The organism is Microbacterium sp. APC 3901 (assembly GCF_030407765.1).
Classification (GTDB): domain Bacteria; phylum Actinomycetota; class Actinomycetes; order Actinomycetales; family Microbacteriaceae; genus Microbacterium.
The window spans coordinates 146,527-165,240 of the sequence record NZ_JASDCU010000008.1; the positions used below are offsets into that span (position 1 = coordinate 146,527).

Sequence of the window (18,714 nt, forward strand, 5' to 3'; positions counted from 1 at the left end):
GCGGATGCCGCTGGCGTTGCTAGTTTAGAGGGTGTGCCCCACCAGCTTCTTCTTGCAGACGCCGAGACCGCGAAGGACGTTCTGACCTTCCTCGGGCGAGCCACCCGCATCTCCGATGAAGGGGTCCGGCTGCAGGCCGCGGGCGGTGTTCTCGCGCTCACGGGAGCCGCTCTATCGCCCCACGGTCTGTTCGATCAGACTCCGACGGTGCTGGCGATGCGCGTCGTGCAGGCAGACCCTGAACTCGAATGCGATGTCGTCGTGTCGTCTCTCACCGCGACCGACGATGAGCGCGCGCTGACCCTGCCGGAGACGGGGCTCTCACCCGCGTGGGCCGGAGTCGCTCCACCGCGCGGCCAATGGCAGCCGACCTCTACTCTGGCAGCATCTGTCATCGCTCGGCGCGCGCAGTGGGGGATCAGTGCCGTCGCGCGTGGCGCGACACCCGGATCGGGGGAGGAAGCCGTCCGGGCACTCCGCGCGGCCATCTGGGGTGAGCCCGACGAGGACCTCGGCGGCCTGCCGCGCGGAGTCGCATTCGCGGCCGACGCATTCGGCTTCATCTCCGGCGAAGAGGACGTTCCGGTGATGCAATCGGGCCGGTGGACGCGACTCGCGTTCCGGCGGGGTCACGTGCTCGCTCGCGGGCCCGTCGCCACAGGTCTCACCGCGGTCAGAGGGACGGGCTCCACACAGTAGGGGAGCGTGAGCTCACCGAGCCACGGCGCGCCCGGCCTGACGCCCCGAGAAGAGGCACCCACCGAGGAACGTGCCCTCGAGCGCGCGGTACCCGTGCACCCCACCGCCTCCGAAGCCGCTCGCTTCACCTGCGGCATACAGACCCGGAATCGGCTCACCGTCGGCTCCGAGCGCGCGGCCGTCGAGATCGGTGTTGATGCCGCCGAGGGATTTTCTCGTGAGCACGTGCAGCTTGACCGCGACAAGCGGACCGGCCGAGGGGTCCTGCAGCCGATGCGGAGATGCGGTGCGGATCAGCTTGTCGCCGCGGTAGCCGCGCATCGAACGCAGCATGCCGATCTGGGCGTCCTTGGTGAACTCGTTCTCCATCTCCAGGTCACGTGCGACGATCTCCCGTCGCACGTGATCGATGTCGAGGGATTCTCCGCCGGGATGCCGTTGCATCTGCTCCAGCAGCGATTCGAGGTCGTTCTCGACGATGAAGTCCTCGCCCTCGTCGAGGAACGCCTGCATCGGTCCCGTCGGTCCCTTGGCGAGCCGGGACTTCACGAGGAGTCCGACATCCTTGCCCGTGAGATCGGGGTTCTGCTCGCTTCCGGAGAGAGCGAACTCCTTCTCGACGATCTGACGAGAGGTCACGAACCACGAGTGGTCGTAGCCCGTGGTGCGGAGGTGGGCCAGTGTGCCCAACGTGTCGAAACCCGGAAAGAGCGGCACGGGCAGTCTCCTGCCCGTCGCGTCCAGCCACAGCGACGACGGGCCGGGGAGGATGCGGATGCCGTGCGACGGCCACACCGGATTCCAGTTCGTGATGCCCTCGACGTAGTGCCACATGCGGTCGCCGTTGATGAGACGCGCACCGGCCGACTCTGAGACGGGGTGCATCGATCCGTCCACGTACGCGGGCACCCCGGTCAGCATGTGCTCGGGAGGAACGCCGAGACTGGCGGGCCATGCGGCGCGCACGAGGTCGTGGTTTCCCCCGATGCCGCCCGACGAGACGATCGTGGCGCCCGCGGTGATCTCGAAGTCACCGATCGCCTGTCGCGACGACTCGACCCCGCGAACGGCAGGACTCGATTCCAGGATCGCCCCGCGTGCGCCGGTGACCGCTCCGTCGGTGGTGATGAGCTCTGTCACGCGGTGGCGGGGGAGGATCGTGATCCGGCCCTCGCGCTCGCCCTGCTCGACCGCGGCGGCGAACGGCGCGACGACACCGGGTCCGGTGCCCCACGTGATGTGGAATCGAGGGACCGAGTTGCCGGGACCGAGCGCCCCGTAGCCCCCTCGTTCGGCCCATCCGACCACGGGGAAGAAACTCACTCCGCGGTCCCGTAGCCACGAACGCTTCTCCCCGGCGGCGAACTGCAGATAGGCCTCTGCCCATCGGCGCGGCCAGTGGTCCTCAGGGCGATCGAATGAAGCGGTCCCGAACCAGTCCTGCGTGGCGAGGGCGAGCGAATCGCGAATGCCCATCCGCCTCTGCTCAGGGGAATCGATGAGGAACAGGCCACCGAACGACCACCACGCCTGCCCGCCGAGGTTCGTGCGCGGTTCCTGGTCGACCAGGATCACCCGGCGACCGGCTTCCAGCGCCTCACCCGCTGCGACGAGACCGGCGAGCCCCCATCCGATGACCAGTACGTCTGCAGACAGGGGCCTGTTCGTCATGTGCTCTCCGTTGATTCCTGACGTGATCGCGTCTCGAGCGTGGGGCGCCCGGCAGAGGGTGTGCCGATGCCGGACGGCTCGAATGTGTTCACCATGGCATACGCGGCGCGTTCGAGGTAGTCCCACAGCGTCGATTCGTGGAGTGGCGACAACTGCGCCTCGTCCAGGGCGGTTCGCATGTGTCGCAGCCACCGGTCACGAGCATCGGGGTCGACGTGGAAGGGCATGTGGCGCATCCGCAGGCGCGGATGTCCGCGTGTCTCCCCGTACGTCGTCGGACCGCCCCAGTACTGCTCGAGGAACATCAGCAGGCGCTCCTCGGCGGGGCCGAGGTCATCCTCGGGGTACATCGGCTTCAGGACCGGGTCGAGTGCGACCTCGCGGTAGAAGACCGACACGATCTTCGCGAAGGTGTCGCGACCGCCGACCTCGTCGTAGAACGTCACTTCTGGGAGCTCCCGTCGTCTTTGGTCTTCTTGCGCCGCCAGATTCCACGATCCGGGATGACGGGAACACCGGTGACGGCGTTCGGTCGGGTCTTGGGCGGATTGGCGCCCCGCACGCGGCGGGCGCCCTCGAGCCCGGTGGGGACGACCGTCGTCATGCTCGGGAGCATGACATCGTTCTCGAGCATGGCCGAGCGCAGACGCTTGCGCAGCTCTTGGGCGACATCGTCCTTGGCATTGGCGCGTGCCTTGATGACGAGACGGATGACCAGGGCATCGCCGTCGATCGACTCGAGACCCCACAGCTCGGGCTTCTCGATGATGCGGGTTCGCCACTTCGGGTCCTTCGAGAGCGCGAGCGCGGTGTCGAGCATCGTCTGCTCGACCTTCTCGAGATCGGAGTCGACCGGCACCCCGAGATCGATGATCGCCCTGGCCCAGCCTTGCGACATGTTGCCGATGCGCAGCACCTCGCCGTTGCGGACGTACCAGAGCGTGCCGTTCACGTCACGCACCTGTGTGATGCGCACGCTCACGTATTCGACGACGCCCGAGGCGAGACCGAGATCCACGACGTCGCCGATTCCGATCTGGTCCTCCGCGACGATGAACATGCCGTTGAGCACGTCCTTGACGATGTTCTGGGCTCCGAAACCGAGACCGGCACCGACCGCGGCAGTGAGCAGCGTCAGCGACCCGAGCAGGCTGTTGTCGAGAGCGTTGACGATCAGCACGACGGCGATCACGACGAGCATCACATTGACGATGTTCTGAAGGATCGTGCCGAGTGTGCGCGTGCGCTGCACGAGACGCATGTCAGCGAGGGGCGAGCGCTCCAAAGCCTGCGTGTCGTCGACGGCAGCCTTGTTCTTGGCGCTGTCGACGATGCGATGCACCACTCGACGGATGACGACGCGCAGTATGAGGGCGATGATCACGCACGAAGCGATGATGATCGCGACATGCAGCGCCCGCCACCCGACTGTCGCAAGGACGTCGAGAAAGTCCGTCCATACGGTGGCTGGCACCGGATCCTCGGGGGGCGGGTCGACTTCGAATGGCTGAATCATCCCCTCCAGAGTAGCGATCAGGCCTCTGCGCGGGCTGGATGCACCGCGCAGAGGCCTGATCGAAGAAGCGGGCTCAGTCCTCCGCGTCGCGGGACTGCGCAGCGAGCGAGCGCTCGACGTCCGCGAGGTTCTCCAGCACGAGTCGGCGCAGCGCCGGCGCCGCGTCCTGGTTGGCGGACAGCCAGGCACGCGTCGCGTCGCGCAGTTCGACATCCGCGATGGCGGTGGGGAACAGGCCGACGATCAGATACTGGGCGATCTGGTAGCTGCGGGACTCCCAGATCGGCACCAGCATGTCGAAGTACGCAGGAACGAACTCGCGAAGAGCCTCGGCGCCCGCCGGGTGCACGAACCCGAGCGCAGCGGATCGCACGATCGTGTTCGGAGCATCGTCGCGCTCGATCAGCGATGCCCAGGCGGCCTTCTTCGAGGCGGAGTCGGGCAGCGCCGCACGCGCCTGCGCCGCGAACTCGCCGCCCTTCGACGTGTTGTCCGACGAGAGTGCGGCATCGATCGATGCCGCATCCGTCGCACCGATCGTCGCGAGCCCGACGAGCAGCTGCCAGCTGAGGTCGGCGTCGATCTCGAGACCCGGAAGCGTCTCCTCGCCGGATCGCAGCCGGCCGACGATGCCGGCATGCTCGGGCGTCACGAGCGCGTTCGCGAAGGCCGTGACGAACTGCAGCTGACTGTCGCTGCCCGATTCGGCGGCCTCGGCGAGCGCCCAGAGCCCGTCTGCGACCTTCTGGCGGGCGGCCAGGCGCGCGTCCGGCGTTACGTAGAGCGTCGCGGCAGTGCGCAGCTGCGCGAGCGTCGTGCGGACCGTGGTCGACTCCGTCTCGCGGCCGATGTTGCCCAGCACCAGGTCGATGTAGTCGGACGCTGCGGTCTCGGCGTCGCGAGTCTGGTCCCATGCCGCGCCCCAGACGAGGGATCGGGCGAGTGGGTCGCTGATGTCCGCGAGGTGCGCGATCGCCGTGGCGAGGGAGCGCTCGTCGAGTCGGATCTTCGCGTAGGCGAGGTCGTTGTCGTTGAGGAGCACGAGGTCGGGGCGCGTGAGGCCGTGCAGCTCGGGGACCTCCGTGCGGTCGCCGTCGACGTCGACCTCGGCGTAGTGCGAGCGCACGAGTGCGCCGTCCTCGAGGTTGTAGAAGCCGATGCCGAGCCGGTGGGGACGGATGGTCGGGTAGTCGGCCGGAGCGGTCTGCGTCACTGCGAATCGAGTGATCGTGCCGTCGGAGTCGTCGGCGATCACCGGCTCGAGCGTGTTCACGCCAGCGGTCTCGAGCCACTTCTTCGACCAGGTGCTCAGATCGCGCCCGCTGGTGGCCTCGAGCTCGACCAGGAGGTCGCTGAGCTCGGTGTTGCCCCAGGAGTGCTTCTGGAAGTACTGCGAGACACCGGCGAAGAACGCCTCGATGCCGACCCACGCGGCGAGCTGTTTGAGGACCGAGCCGCCCTTCGCGTAGGTGATGCCGTCGAAATTCACCTGCACGTCTTCGAGGTCGTTGATCTCGGCGACGATGGGGTGGGTCGAAGGCAGCTGATCCTGGCGGTAGGCCCAGGTCTTCTCCATCGCGTTGAAGGTCGTCCACGCCTCGGTCCACTCGGTGGCTTCGGCTGTCGCGATCGTCGACGCCCATTCGGCGAACGACTCGTTCAACCAGAGGTCGTTCCACCACTTCATGGTCACGAGATCGCCGAACCACATGTGCGCGAGCTCGTGCAGGATCGTGACGACGCGGCGTTCCTTGACGGCGTCGGTGACCTTGCTGCGGAACACGTAGGTCTCGGTGAAGGTGACCGCTCCCGCGTTCTCCATGGCACCGGCGTTGAACTCGGGAACGAAGAGCTGATCGTACTTCGCGAAGGGGTAGGGCACGCCGAACTTCGACTCGAAGTAGGCGAAGCCCTCGCGCGTCTTGTCGAAGATGTAGTCGGCGTCGAGGTGCTGCCACAGGCTCTTGCGGCCGTACACGCCGAGGGGGATCACCCGGCCGGAGGCGCTGGTGAGCTCGGAGAACGTCGACTCGTAGGGGCCGGCGACCAGGGCCGTGATGTACGAGGAGATGCGAGGCGTGGGCTCGAAGCCCCAGGTCGCGACCGAGTCGTCGTCATGGACGATGGGCTCGGGCGTGGGGGAGTTCGAGACGACCTTCCAGGACGCCGGCGCCGTCACCGTGAACTGGAAGGTGGCCTTCAGATCGGGCTGCTCGAACACGGCGAACACGCGACGAGAGTCGGGAACCTCGAACTGCGAGTAGAGGTAGACCTCGCCGTCGACAGGATCGACGAAGCGGTGCAGCCCCTCGCCGGTGTTGGTGTATTCGCAGTCGGCATCGACGACGAGGACGTTTTCGGACTGCAGGCCGGCCAGCGCGATGCGCGAGTCGGCGAAGACCTCGTCGGGGTCGAGCTGCTCTCCGTTCAACGAGATCTCGCGCACGTCACGCGCGATCAGGTCGATGAAGGTGAGGCTCTCCGGCGTCGCGGTGAAGCGGACGACGCTGCGGGAGCCGAAGACCTCCGCACCCTTCGTCAGGTCGAGCGAGACTTCGTACGACTGGGTGTCGATGATGTCGCGGCGCTCCTGCGCTTCGATGCGGGTGAGGTTCTCTCCAGGCACAGCTGTACTCCCAGGGGTGAGGGGATGCTGCCGCAACCCAGCGCAGTTGGCGCCCACGGCAACCATGACAGCCTACGCCAGCACGCGCGGCCTGACTCACGTTCAGGAGATGAAAGAATGGACCCGTGACCGCGATCGAGCCGAACACCGTCCGCTTTGCTTCCGATGCCGCTGCCTCCGGCGCGCCGTACATGACCACCCCGGTGGCCTATGACGGCATCCTGCTCGCCGGGTTCGGCGGCCCTGAGGGACAGGATGACGTCATCCCGTTCCTCCGTAACGTCACGCGGGGCCGGGGCATCCCGGATGAGCGTCTCGAAGAGGTCGCGCACCACTACCGACACTTCGGCGGCGTGAGCCCGATCAACGGGCAGAACCGCATCCTCAAAGAGGCACTCGAAGGCGAGCTCGCCCGCCGCGGCATCGACCTTCCGGTGTACTGGGGCAACCGCAACTGGAGCCCGTACCTCGAAGAGGTCGTCACCGAAGCCGCAGCCGACGGCAAGACGACGCTCCTCGCGTTCGCGACGAGCGCCTACAGCTCCTTCTCGAGCTGCCGGCAGTATCGCGAGGACTTCGCGCGAGTGCTCGAAGAGACGAAGCTCGGCGAGACGGTGACGATCGACAAGATCCGCCCGTTCTACGACCACCCGGGATTCGTGGAGTCGTTCGAGAGAGGGGTCCGCGAGGCCGTCGAGAGCTTCCTCGGTCAGGGCATCGCCCCCGCCGAGATCCAGATCCTGTTCTCCACGCACAGCATCCCGACCGCGGATGCCGAGCGTTCGGGCGCGCGGGACATCGACTGGGGCGAGGGTGGCGCGTATGCAGCGCAGCATCTCGCCGTCGCCGCGTGGGTGATGGATCGCGTCCGTGAGAGCATCCCGGCAGCGGCTGACGTCTCGTGGGAGCTCGTCTACCAGTCTCGTTCGGGCCCGGCGTCGCAGCCGTGGCTCGAGCCTGATGTGTGCGATGTCATCGAGGAGCTCCCCGAGCGCGGTCGGAAGGCCGTGGCCGTGGTGCCTGTCGGCTTCATGAGTGATCACATGGAGGTGCTCTGGGATCTCGACACCGAGGCCGCCGAAGCAGCCGAAGAGGCAGGGCTCGCCTTCACGCGCACTCCGACTCCCGGCGTCGCTCCGTCGTTCGTCACCGGCATCGTCGATCTGATCGTCGAGCGCCTGGAGGGGCGTCCCAACGAGGATCGCCCCCACGTGACGTCTCTGCCCGGTGCGTTCGACGTGTGTCGCCCGGGCTGCTGCGAGAACGTCCGGGCGGGGTTCAAGCCGGCCGCTGCCGGCGTGGCTCCGTGAGCGCCCGCTGACTCTCGACGCTTCTAGGATGGATGCCATGCGCATCCATATCGCCACCGATCACGCCGGTCTCGACTTCTCGACCCAGCTGCAGGATCACCTGCGCGACGCAGGTCACGAGGTCGTAGACCACGGACCGGTCGAGTACGACGCGCTCGACGACTACCCCGCGTTCTGCATCCGCGCCGCGCAGGCTGTGGTGGCCGACCAGGCAGCCGGTGTGGAGACGCTGGGCGTTGTGTTCGGCGGGTCGGGCAACGGTGAGCAGATCGCCGCGAACAAGGTCGAGGGCGTCCGCGCCGCTCTGGTGTGGAACACGTCGACCGCTGAACTCGCCCGCGAGCACAACGATGCGAACGTCATCTCGATCGGGGCGCGTCAGCACTCCTTCGACGAGGTCACTTCGTTCATCGACACCTTCATCGCGACCCCGTTCTCGCAGGACGAACGCCACATCCGCCGCATCGGTCAGATCGCGGACTTCGAGCGCGACGGCTCGCTGCTTCCGGACCCCCGGGCCTGACATGCCCGAGGGCCATTCCGTCCATCGCATCGCTCGCCAGTTCGATCGGAACTTCGTCGGCAAGACCATGTCCGCCTCGAGCCCCCAGGGGCGCTTCGCCGAGGGTGCGGCCGTCCTGAACGGACGCGAGGCCGTCAGTGTCCAGGCCGTGGGCAAGCAGATGTTCCTCGAGGCTGAAGGCGACGTGTGGCTGCGTGTGCATCTCGGCCTCTATGGTGCATGGGACTTCGCCGGGGACATCCTGGTCGACCCCACCATCGCCTCGGCGAACGGCCGCATGGGCCAGACGAATCAGCGGGGCACCGTGGTCGACGACGAGATCCTCGACGACGCCGGAGAGAACTCGCTCGCGTCGATCGGCGCACCTCGTCGGACCCGCGTGCACGTCCGCATGTCCGAGCAGACGAAGGGGCTCGCCGACGAGGGGCTAGAATGGCCGCCGCCGGTCGTCGGCCAGGTCCGGCTCCGTCTGATGACCGACATCACCGCCGCGGATCTGCGCGGTCCCACCGCCTGCGTCCTGCAGACTCCCGAGGAGATGCTCGCCAGCGTGGCGAAGCTCGGTCCCGACCCACTCGTGGGGGACCCTGCGCAGAACGAGGAGCGCTTCGTCGAGGCGGTCCGCAAGAAGCCGACGGTGATCGCGCTCCTGCTCATGGATCAGGCAGTGGTGAGCGGCATCGGCAACGTGTATCGGGCCGAGATGCTGTTCCGCCAGCGGTTGAACCCGCATACGCCCGGCCGCGAGGTTCCGGAAGACATCGTGCGATCCCTGTGGCACGACTGGGTGCGTCTCCTCGCCATCGGAGTAGAGACCGGTCAGATGATGACGATGGACGACCTCTCGCCCGATGCCTACCGCGCCGCGATGGCGAGCCGCGATGACCGGCACTGGGTGTACCACCGCGCCGGGCTGCCGTGTCGCATCTGCGGCACCGAGATCGCCCTCGAGGAGATCGGCGCGCGCAAGCTGTACTGGTGCCCGCGCTGCCAAGCGTGACCGGTCGGCCATAGGCTGAGAGGATGCGTCAGAACCCCAGTTTCACGCTCGCGGATGTGGCCGAGATCCGTCGGATCGTCGACGCCGATCCCTGGGCGACGATCGTGAGCCACGGGCCGGACGGCCTGGTCGCTTCGCACTACGTCGTTCTGCTCGATGATGACCACGACGACCTCACGATCGTGGGCCATGTCGGACGGCCCGACGATCTGATCCACGGCCTGGGGGAGAGAGAACTGCTCGTCGTCTTCCAGGGGCCACACGGCTACATCTCTCCCGGGTGGTACGGCGATGTGCAGTCGGTTCCGACCTGGAACTACACGGCCGTGCATCTGGCCGGGATTCCCGAGATACTCGGCGACGAGGAGAACCTCGCCGTGCTCGACCGGCTGGTCGATCGCTTCGAAGGGCGGATGCCGGAGCCGCGGCGGATGTGGGAACGGCCGAACGAACCAGCGTTCGTGACGCGGCTGGCCGGAGGGACGGTGGGCTTCAGACTCACTCCGACCAGGGTCGTCGCCAAGCGCAAACTCAGCCAGAACAAGCCTGCCGAGACCGTGGAGACCGTCATCGCCGAACTCGAGGGCGATGGCCCGTACGCACAGCCCGCCCTCGCTGCCGAGATGCGCCGTGCCCAGCAGGCTCGAACGGGAGCGGTCCGGTGATCGGTGTCGGTGCACGGATAGGCACCGTCACGGGCGTTCGCGTGGCGGGCCCGGGGCGCGAGTTCCTCGTCGACGATGAGCCGGTCGACATCTTCATCGAAGACGGCCGTATCGTCGACATCGCTCCCGTGGGCGCGCTCGCGTCGAGGGGGGAGGTGCTCGATGGGGGAGGAGCCTGGGCGGTACCCGGCCTCTGGGACAATCACGTGCACACGGTGCAGTGGGCCCTCGCGACGGAGCGCGTCACGCTCGGGAGCGCGGTGTCGGCGGCGGAGGCCGCCGCGATCATGGCTGCTGCGGCGCCCCTTCCCGATGGACGCAAGGTCGGCAGCGGCTTCCGCGACGCGATGTGGGCCGATCGCCCCACGCTCGCTCTGCTCGACAGCGTCACCGGAGAGGTGCCCACGTACCTCATCAATGCCGATGTCCACAGCACGTGGCTCAACTCTGCGGCATTGCGGCTCGAGGGCTTCGACAGCGTCGACGGGATGCTGCGCGAAGAGGACGCATTCGAGATCTCCCGCCGCCTGAACGCGGTGGACCCCGAGCGGGGCGACATCGCGGTCGGTGCGGCGGGGGAGCGCGCCGCGTCTCGCGGGGTCACCGGCCTCGTGGACTTCGACATGGCCTGGAACGCAGATGCCTGGCCGCGGCGAGTGGCCGCGGGGTTCGCCGCGCACCGAGTCGAGTTCGCGATCTATCCCTTCGACCTCGAGCGGGCTATCCGTGCCGGCCTGCGGACGGGGGAACTCCATGAGCATCCGGGGGCTCCGGAAGCGGGTCGCGGTCTGATTCACGTCGGTCCTCTGAAGATCATCAGCGACGGTTCGCTCGGTACGAGAACGGCCGCGTGCTCGCACTCCTATCCGGGTGACCCGGAGAACTTCGGCGTGCTCACGGTGCCCCCGGCGGAGCTCACCGAGTTGTTGACCGTCGCCGCCGGTTCGGGGTTGGCTGTCGCCGTCCACGCCATCGGCGACCGCGCGGTCACGGGAGCGCTCGACGCCTTCACCGTATCGGGGGCAGTGGGAACGATCGAGCATGCCCAGCTGGTGCGGCATGCGGATCTCGCGCGCTTCGGCCGGCTCGGCGTCGTCGCGAGCGTCCAACCGCAGCACGCTCTGGATGACCGCGATCTGGTCGGACGCCACTGGGCAGGTCAGACCTCCATCGGCTACCCCCTCGGGGCGCTGCGCGACGCCGGAGTCGAGCTGCGCTTCGGCTCGGATGCCCCCGTTGCTCCGCTGGATCCGTGGCAGGGCATCTCCGCAGCCGTCACCCGCACGGACGACGGACGGGAGCCATGGCATCCGGAAGAACGGCTCACGCGGGAGCAGGCGCTGCAGGCGAGCGTGCGTACGTCGCTGCGGCCTGGCGAGCCCGCCGATATCGCGCTCTGCGGATTCGACCCGCTGGTCGCCTCGGGCGCCGATCTGCGTGGGATGCCCATCGTGGCCACGGTGCTCGCGGGGCGTCTCACACACGGCGCCTGACGACGGCATGCACGACGAAGGGCACCGGAGAATCCCGGTGCCCTTCGTCGTGAGTGGTGTCGTGGGTTAGGCGGCGATGTGCGACACGAGGAACCAGCGGTCCTTCTCGAGTCCGCGCATGATCTCGATCGCGACGTCCTGGCTCGTGAGGTCGACCTCGTCGAGTCCGTCGATCGCAGCCTTCACGTCGATGAGGATCGCGTCGATGTCGGAGATGACAGCGCGCACGAGCTCGTCGGACTGGGTGAAGCCGGCGGGAACCGAGGTCGCGCTGCCCTTGGCGGCCACGGCGCTGATGCGCGCGTCGATCGGGAGACCGAGGGCGACGATCCGCTCGGCCGCCGTGTCTGCGAAGTCACCGGCGTGCGCGACGATCGTGTCGAGGAGCTCGTGGACGCCGACGAAGTTGGCGCCGCGCACGTGCCAGTGCGCCTGCTTGCCATCGATCGTCAGTGCCTGGAGTCCGAGCACGACGGGGGAGAGGAATTGAGCCGCTGCAGCTGCCACGGTCGGGTCGCTGGCGGTGGTGGAAACGGTCTGTACCTTGCTCATCTTGGCTCCTCCGGAGTTGTCTCTTCGTGCCTGATGATGACAACGCTACTCGTCTGAAAACATTCCGCAAGCAAGCGAAGGCTCGGCTTAGTGCCCCGGAATCATGCGGAAATCCGGCCTTGAGAGGATAGTCTCACCTCATGAGCATCGCAGTCGGAGCCTCTGTCCTCGCGCTCCCGGGAAAGACCCCGTCGGTTGCCGAAGACGCCTTCATTGCCGAGGGAGCGCGCATCGTCGGCGAGGTCTCGCTGGCCGAGGGGGCGAGCGTCTGGTACAACGCCGTACTCCGAGGCGATTCGGCATCCATCGTCATCGGTCCAGGCAGCAACGTGCAGGACAACGTCTCGGTCCACGTCGATACGGCTCATCCCGTCATCGTGGGCGCGAAGGTGTCGATCGGTCACAACGCTGTCGTGCACGGATGCACGATCGGGGACGGCTCGCTCATCGGCATGGGGGCTGTCGTACTCAGTGGCGCCGTCATCGGCGCGGGATGCCTGATCGCCGGCGGAGCAGTGGTGCTCGGAGGGACCGAGGTGCCCGACGGCTCGCTGGTGGCCGGGGTCCCGGCCAAGGTGCGCCGATCGCTCAGCGACGATGAGCGTGCGGATCTGATTGCGAACGCCGAGATCTATCTGAGGCACCTCGAGACGCACGCCGCCGCGACACCGATCTGACCGGTTTGGCCCGATAGGCTTGTCGTCACGGGGCGGTGGCCAAGCTGGTTAAGGCAGTGGGCTCATAACCCAACGATCGTCGGTTCAAGTCCGACCCGCCCTACTCCTGTTCGTCGATTCGTCGACGCTCGAGCGCGGTCGGTTCAGGGATGCCGTCGCGAGTATGACGCCCGCCGCGACTCCGCCGATTCCGCCGAAGACCATGTCGCCGATCGTGTCCTGATACGTGACGAAGATCTCGTCGCTCAGGTAGGCCCAGCCCAGCCACTCGATCATCTCCCACACCGCGCTGAGCGCGAGGGCCAACAGCGGTGCGAGGACGAGGGGAGTTCGTCGCCGGGCGCCGCGATCACGAGTCATCGCGACGACGTCAGCTCTGGTGAGGATCAGCGCGGTGATGATGGTCAGAACGCCCGTGCACACCAGGTGCAGGAGCAGATCCCATCCGGGGACCGTCCGGTACAGGTCGAAGACGTTGCTCCATGCGGCTACGAGCACGGTCGAGCACACCGCCAGGTCGAACGACCCGCGCAGTCCCAGCACTCGTGGCAGCATCAGAGCCGGAAGAGCGAGTGCGGCGATCCCGGCGTCCGTCGGCACGAGCCAGATCAGCGCGAAGCCGACGCCGATGACCCCGAGAGTCCGCAGAGCATCGGCGGACCACTCGGTGAGGGTGTGAGGAGGTCGCAGGAAATCCTCTTTCACAGTGCCTTCCTTTCCAGACGCACGAGCGCCTGCACTGCCAGGTGGTCCGAGGGTCTGATCCCACCGAAGACGTGTGCGTTGATGGCGGCGGCACGCACCTGCACGTCCCGGCTGACGAGCATCCAATCGACGCGCCGCCCTGTGAGCCGTGGTCGTCGATACCCGTTGAGCGTGCTCCACAGCGGCGTCAGCCGATCTTCTGCGGCACTCCAGGAATCGGTGAGCTGGGCGTGCGAGAGAAGCCTGCGTACGGCGCCCGAGCGGGGGCGTGCATTGAGATCGCCCATCACGATCGCCGGAAGCCCCCGCTCGCGGATCAGGGCGGTGATCTCCCCGGCCGATCGCTGCCGAGAATGCGACGACAGGTGGTCGAGGTGGGCGTTGACGACGAGGAACCGGATGCCCGTCGCCCTGTCGGAGAACTCTGCCGTCACGAGGATGCGGGGGATGATGTTGCCCCAGGACCGGCTGCCCGGTTCGTCGGGCCGCGCTGAGAGGGCTCGCTGCTCCCACCCATCCAGCTCCAGGCGTTCGGCGTCGTAGACGAGCGGGGTGCCCTCACCCGTGCCGTCGCGCGATCTTCCTCTGCCGACGAACCGATGGGCGGGACCGATCGCCTGCGTGACCACGGTCATCGCACGGGGCAGCACCTCCTGCAGTCCGAGTATCGTCGGACGCTCCGAGCGAAGCAGCTCGGCGACTGCGGGGGCGCGCACACTCCAGCGGTCCTGCTCAGGACGCAGGGCGCCCTCCATGGGGCGACGCATGTTGAAGGACATCACGTGCAACTCCGGCGCGACCGCGGGGCCGATCAGCGGACGCACGGTCATCGCGTCCTCCGCGACGCGGGGCTGCGCAGACGACGCCGTACCGCGAGGCGTGCCCAGCGGACAGGCGGGAAGTCGCGCGGCCAGTGCACGAGCACGCTGCGGAAGCCTCTGTGCACACGTCGGCCGAACTGCCCTGCGGTGAGTGGCCTCATCGACATTCCCATCGTTTCGCCAGGGAGCTGCGCAATGTGGTGGTTCTCACCGAGATGGAAGGCGAGGTCGAGGTCGTCGTGGATGTGAGGATCGCCGCGATGGACGTCAGCACGCACCGCAAGCCAAGCCTCCCTGCGGAACGCGAGATTGGAGCCGAAGAGCGGTCGGTGACCGAGGGTGACACTCAAGAGGCTCGTATACGCCCCGAGATAGAGCCGAGCGAGCGGGAGGCGGAGCGCCGCAGGCCCGTCGGTGAAGCGCGCGTGCCCGGTGACGGCCCCAGCATTCTCGTCCTCCTCGAAGGCGGAGACGACGGCGGATATCCAGTGGGCATCCGGTTCGCAGTCTGCGTCGAGCCGGAGGATCAGATCGCCGCGCGCGGCGTCGTATCCGGTGGATGCCGCGGCGGAGATGCCCGGCTCGAGGCACGTGAGCACGCGGGCGCCCGATGCTCGAGCCACGGATGCCGAGGCATCGGAGGAGTCGTTGTCGACCACGATGATCTCGTCGGCCGGTGACTCCTGCGCATGCAGGGCCCGCAGACACCGTGCCAGCAGCACAGCGTCGTCCTTGACAGGGATCACCACGGACGTCGTGGGGGAGCGAACGGATGGTTTGCGCGACCGGCCGCTACCGGCCTGTCCGGCCCCGTGCTCTTCTGTGCGTTCTGGCATCGCAGCGATCATGTCATCGATCGACGAGGCGAACGAAGGACTTGACACAGGCGACGCGCACCCTGACCACCGCGCGTGCGTCAGCGACCTTCTGCAGCCGGAACGTCGGGTGAGGTTTCGATCAGCTCGTCGACGAGCGTGATCCCGCCGCTCGAGTTGGCGGAGCGCGCGAGATCCTCTATCCATCGACGGCTGAGCTCCGGTGCCTCGCTCTCATCGAAGACGAACCGCAGGGGGATCGAGGGATGCAGCCAGACCGTCGAGCGGCCCTCAGGGTCGCCCTCCGGGTGCTTCCAGGTCAGTGTGAAGCTCTCATTGCGACGCAGCTTCGTGGCAACGACGACCTTGAGGTGCGCGAGCGCGCGATCGTCGATATGGATCGGCTCCGAGGCGCCGTAATAGAGAGAACCCATATCTCGGAATATATTCGCCCGAGAGCGAACCTTCGCACCAGCCACCCTCGGCGCGCGAGAGGCGCGAACAATCTGTTCGCATAGTGTCATCGGCGATGCCGCGCAGCGGTCACGGAAGGAAGCACGCCGAAGCTGTCGCGATAGGCGGCGGCGAATCGCGACGGGTGCGAGAAACCCCATCGGCGGGCCACCGCGGCGACCGTCGAGCACGCCCCGGACTGCAGGTCGCGATGCGCGCCGTCCAGCCGCGCCCGTCGCAGCGACTCGGCCGGCGTCAGATCGAGCGCTCGTCGGAACGCGTATTGCAGTCCCCGCGTCGAGATGTGGACGGCTGCGGCGACGTCATCGACGGTGATCGGCCGGTGCGAATTCTCGGCGATGAAGTCGAGGGCTCGACGCACGGTCGCGGGAGCGGCTGTGGTCTGCGCGGGGAGATGGCGCTCGAGGCGGCTCGTCGCAGTGAAGGCTGCGAGCGTCGTCGCCGCCGCATGGCGAGCCAACTCGCTGCTCAGGAGTTCGTGATCGTCCGTGCTGTTCTCGAAAGCTGCAGCGCTCGACTCGAGATAGGCGAACATGCGGTCCCATGCTGCGGCCGCGTATGCGGAGCGAGGCGAGAGGTCGGCGACGCGGATAGAGAGGTCGTCGTCACCACTGACCCGCCGGGCGAAGCGCGACAGCGCGTCGTGCTCGAACACGAGTGCCGTGACTCGCGCCCCCGCGTCCCACCGCGCATGCACTCGCGGCCCGTCGGATATCCAGGGGCGGCCTGCATCGAGATACCCGCGGTCGGAGGAGACCCGCGCATCCGGACCGTCCACTCGGCAGACCAGAATCTGGTCATGCGGTTCCGCAGTCGAGCGGATCTCGGCCGCCAGGTCGTAGCGGACGAGGCTCACACCCCCGAGATCCGCAGAGTGCCAATCGAAGCGGAATCGCTCGGGATCGACATCGTGGAGGACCGCGGACGGGACGAACTGCTTCCAGGTGGCCTCGACTCGGGAGACGTCACTGGTTCGGAACCGCACCGCGAGACACCTCCCCGAGAGTGCGGCGTGCGCGCACCGGCCACGTTCCGTCGAGGCGCTCCTCCGGCTCGAGTCGACCGATCCGGATGAAGTACTCCGTGAGGCTCGCCGCTTGCGAACGGGCCCACCCGATCTGCCGGGTGTGCAGCTCTTCGAGGGTCTCGGGAAGCACGAACTGACGCGCCAAGGCCTGCGCGACCCGGCCTGCGGCCACCGCATCGGCGGCGGCCTCGTGGGCGTCCTCGAGGCGCACGGCGTACAGAGCCGCGACCACCTCGAGCGTGCGCTTGCCTGGGCGGTACCGGTCATAGGCCTTGTCGATCACGAGAGGGTCGATGATCGGCGAGGGATTCTCGAGCGGTGCGATTCCGTGGCGGTGCGCCTCATGAGCCAGCAGGGAGAAGTCATATGCCGCGTTGTACGCGACGATCGGGACGCCCTGAGAGAGCAGGGATCCCAGCGCGGAGATCACCTCACCGACCACTTCGGCACCCGGACGGCCGTGCCGTCGGGCATGCTCGGTGGTGACTCCATGCACGGCCGTGGCGCCTTCGGGGATCGGCACGCCCGGATCGGACAACCAGTCCCTGGCGGCGATCTCGCGCCCATCTGCATCGAGGAGCCCCACGTGTGCGGTGACGACCCGGTCCTTCTCCACATCGACACCCGTGGTCTCGAGGTCGAACACGCCGACACGGGTGATCCAGTGCGGGAGCGAGGGGGCCGGGGGCATGATCTCACCGTAGATCCGGGCTCCGACATCCGCGCGGAGGCGCACGGAGAGCATGCGTGCGTCGACTCTAGACTTGGTCCATGACCGTCCCCTCTCCCTACGCAGACCGCCTCAGCCGACTACCGGTCGTGCGCCGCGAGGTCGGGGTCCGCGGCGGTACGACCGTGTTCTGGGAGTACGGACCTGCCGACGCCGACGTGACGGTGGTCGCCGTACACGGATTCCGAGGCGAGCACCACGGTCTCGAGCCCGTCCTCGCGTTCCTTCCCGAGGTTCGGGTGATCTCTCCTGATCTCCCCGGTTTCGGCGAGACGGCACCCGTCGCCGGCCGCACGTACGATCTCGACGAGTACGTCGCCTGGCTGAATGAGTTCGCGGCGACGGTGGCCCCGGGTGCAGTGATCCTCGGACACTCCTTCGGATCGATCGTCGCCTCTGCGGCGGTCGCAGCGGGTCTCGAGACCCCGCGGCTGATCCTGATCAATCCGATCGGGGCGCCCGCACTCGAGGGGCCGAAGGGCATCATGACGCGCCTCGCGGTGCTGTATTACTCGCTCGGGGCGCGCCTACCCGAGCGAGCGGGCACCGCGCTCCTGCGCAACCGTCTGATCGTCAGGGTCATGAGCATCACGATGGCCAAGACGTCGGACCCACAGCTGCGACGGTTCATCCACGATCAGCACGACACCTACTTCTCGCGTTTCGCGGACCGCGACGTCCTCCGGGATGCGTTCGTGACGAGCGTGTCGCATGACGTGAGCGAGTTCGCGTCGTCGATCTCGACTCCCACGCTGCTCATCGCCGCCCAGCGAGACGACATCACCCCCATCGAGGTCGAGCGGGAGCTCGCGACCCGCTTCGACGACGCCACGCTGGTCGAGATCGCCCGGGTCGGGCATCTGATCCACTACGAGACGCCCGCCGAGGCGGCCGGTGCCGTTCGCCGATTCCTCAGGATTCCCGTCGCGCGAGGCCGATGAGGCCGGCGACACGGAACGGGATCACCTCGCCCATCGCGAGAGAGGTCTCGGTGCGTTCGACACCTTCGATCGACAGGATGCGCGCGTCGGTGTCGAAGAGGTGCCTGGCGTCCCTGCACGCGACGCGCGCGAGCAGGTCGATCGACCCGCTGAGTCCGTGCGCCTGCACGACCTCGGGGATACGAGCCAGCTCGTTGATGATGCGTGGGAGTTCGGTCTGACGCACCCCGATGCTCACGAACGCCTGAAGCGGGAACCCGAGCACATCGGTGGAGAACGATCGTTCGTACGACTGGAAGATCCCGGTCTGCTCGAGCCTCGCCATGCGTGCCTGAATGGTGTTGCGGGACAGCCCGAGATTCTCGGCCAGCGCGACGATCGTGACCCGGGGGTCATCGGCGAGGGCGGCGAGAAGTTCCAGATCGATGCGGTCAAGTCCGGCCATAGTGCCAAACGATAGCAGGGTGGG

Annotated in this window: 20 protein-coding genes and 1 tRNA gene; 9 read left to right on the plus strand and 12 right to left on the minus strand. The window is 67.5% G+C overall.

What is annotated here, in order from left to right:
- The first annotated feature begins 33 nt into the window (after positions 1 to 33).
- Positions 34 to 699 (plus strand): hypothetical protein, encoded by a 666-nt coding sequence (locus tag QMA07_RS09435; RefSeq protein WP_290161317.1) that lies wholly within the window; start codon positions 34 to 36, stop codon positions 697 to 699.
- 12 nt (positions 700 to 711) lie between these two features.
- On the opposite strand, the gene QMA07_RS09440 is transcribed toward QMA07_RS09435, so the two are convergent.
- The 4 genes from QMA07_RS09440 to pepN form a co-directional block, all read right to left on the minus strand.
- Positions 712 to 2,370 carry an FAD-binding dehydrogenase gene (locus tag QMA07_RS09440; RefSeq protein ID WP_290161319.1) on the minus strand — a complete coding sequence of 553 codons (1,659 nt, stop codon included), beginning with the start codon at positions 2,368 to 2,370 and terminating at the stop codon, positions 712 to 714.
- Complete coding sequence (locus QMA07_RS09445; protein ID WP_290161320.1) at positions 2,367 to 2,816, minus strand: globin; 450 nt, start codon at positions 2,814 to 2,816, stop codon at positions 2,367 to 2,369. The genes QMA07_RS09440 and QMA07_RS09445 overlap by 4 nt, the downstream gene beginning before the upstream one ends.
- On the minus strand, positions 2,813 to 3,886 hold the full coding sequence (locus tag QMA07_RS09450) for a mechanosensitive ion channel domain-containing protein (RefSeq protein ID WP_290161321.1): 1,074 nt from the start codon (positions 3,884 to 3,886) through the stop codon (positions 2,813 to 2,815). The genes QMA07_RS09445 and QMA07_RS09450 overlap by 4 nt, the downstream gene beginning before the upstream one ends.
- A 73-nt stretch (positions 3,887 to 3,959) precedes the next feature.
- Positions 3,960 to 6,512, minus strand: a complete 2,553-nt coding sequence (gene pepN, locus QMA07_RS09455; RefSeq protein ID WP_290161322.1) for an aminopeptidase N — start codon at positions 6,510 to 6,512, stop codon at positions 3,960 to 3,962.
- 125 nt (positions 6,513 to 6,637) lie between these two features.
- Between pepN and QMA07_RS09460 the strand changes: the two genes are divergently transcribed.
- Genes QMA07_RS09460 through QMA07_RS09480 form a run of 5 tightly spaced genes read left to right on the plus strand, consistent with a single transcriptional unit; the run spans position 6,638 to position 11,503 of the window.
- Positions 6,638 to 7,822 carry a ferrochelatase gene (locus tag QMA07_RS09460; protein WP_290161323.1) on the plus strand — a complete coding sequence of 395 codons (1,185 nt, stop codon included), beginning with the start codon at positions 6,638 to 6,640 and terminating at the stop codon, positions 7,820 to 7,822.
- Positions 7,823 to 7,859: 37 nt separating this feature from the next.
- The gene (locus QMA07_RS09465) at positions 7,860 to 8,345 is read left to right on the plus strand and encodes a ribose-5-phosphate isomerase (protein WP_290161324.1); all 486 of its coding nucleotides are present in this window, start codon (positions 7,860 to 7,862) and stop codon (positions 8,343 to 8,345) included.
- Between the two features lies 1 nt (position 8,346).
- Positions 8,347 to 9,345 (plus strand): DNA-formamidopyrimidine glycosylase family protein, encoded by a 999-nt coding sequence (locus tag QMA07_RS09470; RefSeq protein ID WP_290161325.1) that lies wholly within the window; start codon positions 8,347 to 8,349, stop codon positions 9,343 to 9,345.
- Between the two features lie 23 nt (positions 9,346 to 9,368).
- Positions 9,369 to 10,010 (plus strand): FMN-binding negative transcriptional regulator, encoded by a 642-nt coding sequence (locus tag QMA07_RS09475; RefSeq protein ID WP_290161326.1) that lies wholly within the window; start codon positions 9,369 to 9,371, stop codon positions 10,008 to 10,010.
- A 41-nt stretch (positions 10,011 to 10,051) separates the two neighbouring features.
- Positions 10,052 to 11,503 carry an amidohydrolase family protein gene (locus QMA07_RS09480; protein WP_290161354.1) on the plus strand — a complete coding sequence of 484 codons (1,452 nt, stop codon included), beginning with the start codon at positions 10,052 to 10,054 and terminating at the stop codon, positions 11,501 to 11,503.
- A 66-nt stretch (positions 11,504 to 11,569) separates the two neighbouring features.
- Here the strand turns inward: QMA07_RS09480 and QMA07_RS09485 are convergent, their stop codons facing one another.
- Positions 11,570 to 12,055 carry a DNA starvation/stationary phase protection protein gene (locus QMA07_RS09485; protein ID WP_042536706.1) on the minus strand — a complete coding sequence of 162 codons (486 nt, stop codon included), beginning with the start codon at positions 12,053 to 12,055 and terminating at the stop codon, positions 11,570 to 11,572.
- 140 nt (positions 12,056 to 12,195) lie between these two features.
- On the opposite strand from QMA07_RS09485, the gene QMA07_RS09490 reads away from it, so the two are divergent.
- Both QMA07_RS09490 and QMA07_RS09495 read left to right on the plus strand, forming a co-directional pair.
- Positions 12,196 to 12,732 carry a gamma carbonic anhydrase family protein gene (locus QMA07_RS09490; protein WP_290161327.1) on the plus strand — a complete coding sequence of 179 codons (537 nt, stop codon included), beginning with the start codon at positions 12,196 to 12,198 and terminating at the stop codon, positions 12,730 to 12,732.
- A gap of 29 nt (positions 12,733 to 12,761) precedes the next feature.
- Positions 12,762 to 12,835, plus strand: a tRNA-Ile gene (locus QMA07_RS09495).
- On the opposite strand, the gene QMA07_RS09500 is transcribed toward QMA07_RS09495, so the two are convergent.
- The 6 genes from QMA07_RS09500 to QMA07_RS09525 all read right to left on the minus strand — a co-directional run bounded on the left by QMA07_RS09500 (position 12,817) and on the right by QMA07_RS09525 (position 17,265).
- Positions 12,817 to 13,437 (minus strand): hypothetical protein, encoded by a 621-nt coding sequence (locus QMA07_RS09500; protein WP_290161328.1) that lies wholly within the window; start codon positions 13,435 to 13,437, stop codon positions 12,817 to 12,819. The two genes, QMA07_RS09495 and QMA07_RS09500, sit on opposite strands and share 19 nt — an antisense overlap.
- The gene (locus QMA07_RS09505) at positions 13,434 to 14,267 is read right to left on the minus strand and encodes an endonuclease/exonuclease/phosphatase family protein (RefSeq protein ID WP_290161329.1); all 834 of its coding nucleotides are present in this window, start codon (positions 14,265 to 14,267) and stop codon (positions 13,434 to 13,436) included. The genes QMA07_RS09500 and QMA07_RS09505 overlap by 4 nt, the downstream gene beginning before the upstream one ends.
- Complete coding sequence (locus QMA07_RS09510; protein ID WP_290161330.1) at positions 14,264 to 15,004, minus strand: glycosyltransferase family 2 protein; 741 nt, start codon at positions 15,002 to 15,004, stop codon at positions 14,264 to 14,266. The genes QMA07_RS09505 and QMA07_RS09510 overlap by 4 nt, the downstream gene beginning before the upstream one ends.
- 170 nt (positions 15,005 to 15,174) lie before the next feature.
- The gene (locus tag QMA07_RS09515; RefSeq protein WP_290161331.1) at positions 15,175 to 15,507 is read right to left on the minus strand and encodes a hypothetical protein; all 333 of its coding nucleotides are present in this window, start codon (positions 15,505 to 15,507) and stop codon (positions 15,175 to 15,177) included.
- An 86-nt stretch (positions 15,508 to 15,593) separates the two neighbouring features.
- Positions 15,594 to 16,532 carry an AraC family transcriptional regulator gene (locus tag QMA07_RS09520; protein ID WP_290161332.1) on the minus strand — a complete coding sequence of 313 codons (939 nt, stop codon included), beginning with the start codon at positions 16,530 to 16,532 and terminating at the stop codon, positions 15,594 to 15,596.
- The gene (locus QMA07_RS09525) at positions 16,513 to 17,265 is read right to left on the minus strand and encodes an exonuclease domain-containing protein (protein ID WP_290161355.1); all 753 of its coding nucleotides are present in this window, start codon (positions 17,263 to 17,265) and stop codon (positions 16,513 to 16,515) included. The genes QMA07_RS09520 and QMA07_RS09525 overlap by 20 nt, the downstream gene beginning before the upstream one ends.
- Positions 17,266 to 17,345: 80 nt before the next feature.
- On the opposite strand from QMA07_RS09525, the gene QMA07_RS09530 reads away from it, so the two are divergent.
- Positions 17,346 to 18,245, plus strand: a complete 900-nt coding sequence (locus QMA07_RS09530) for an alpha/beta hydrolase (RefSeq protein WP_290161333.1) — start codon at positions 17,346 to 17,348, stop codon at positions 18,243 to 18,245.
- On the opposite strand, the gene QMA07_RS09535 is transcribed toward QMA07_RS09530, so the two are convergent.
- Positions 18,217 to 18,690, minus strand: coding sequence for an Lrp/AsnC family transcriptional regulator (locus QMA07_RS09535; protein WP_042536698.1), 474 nt, complete (start codon positions 18,688 to 18,690; stop codon positions 18,217 to 18,219). The genes QMA07_RS09530 and QMA07_RS09535 overlap by 29 nt on opposite strands.
- Between the last annotated feature and the right edge of the window lie 24 nt (positions 18,691 to 18,714).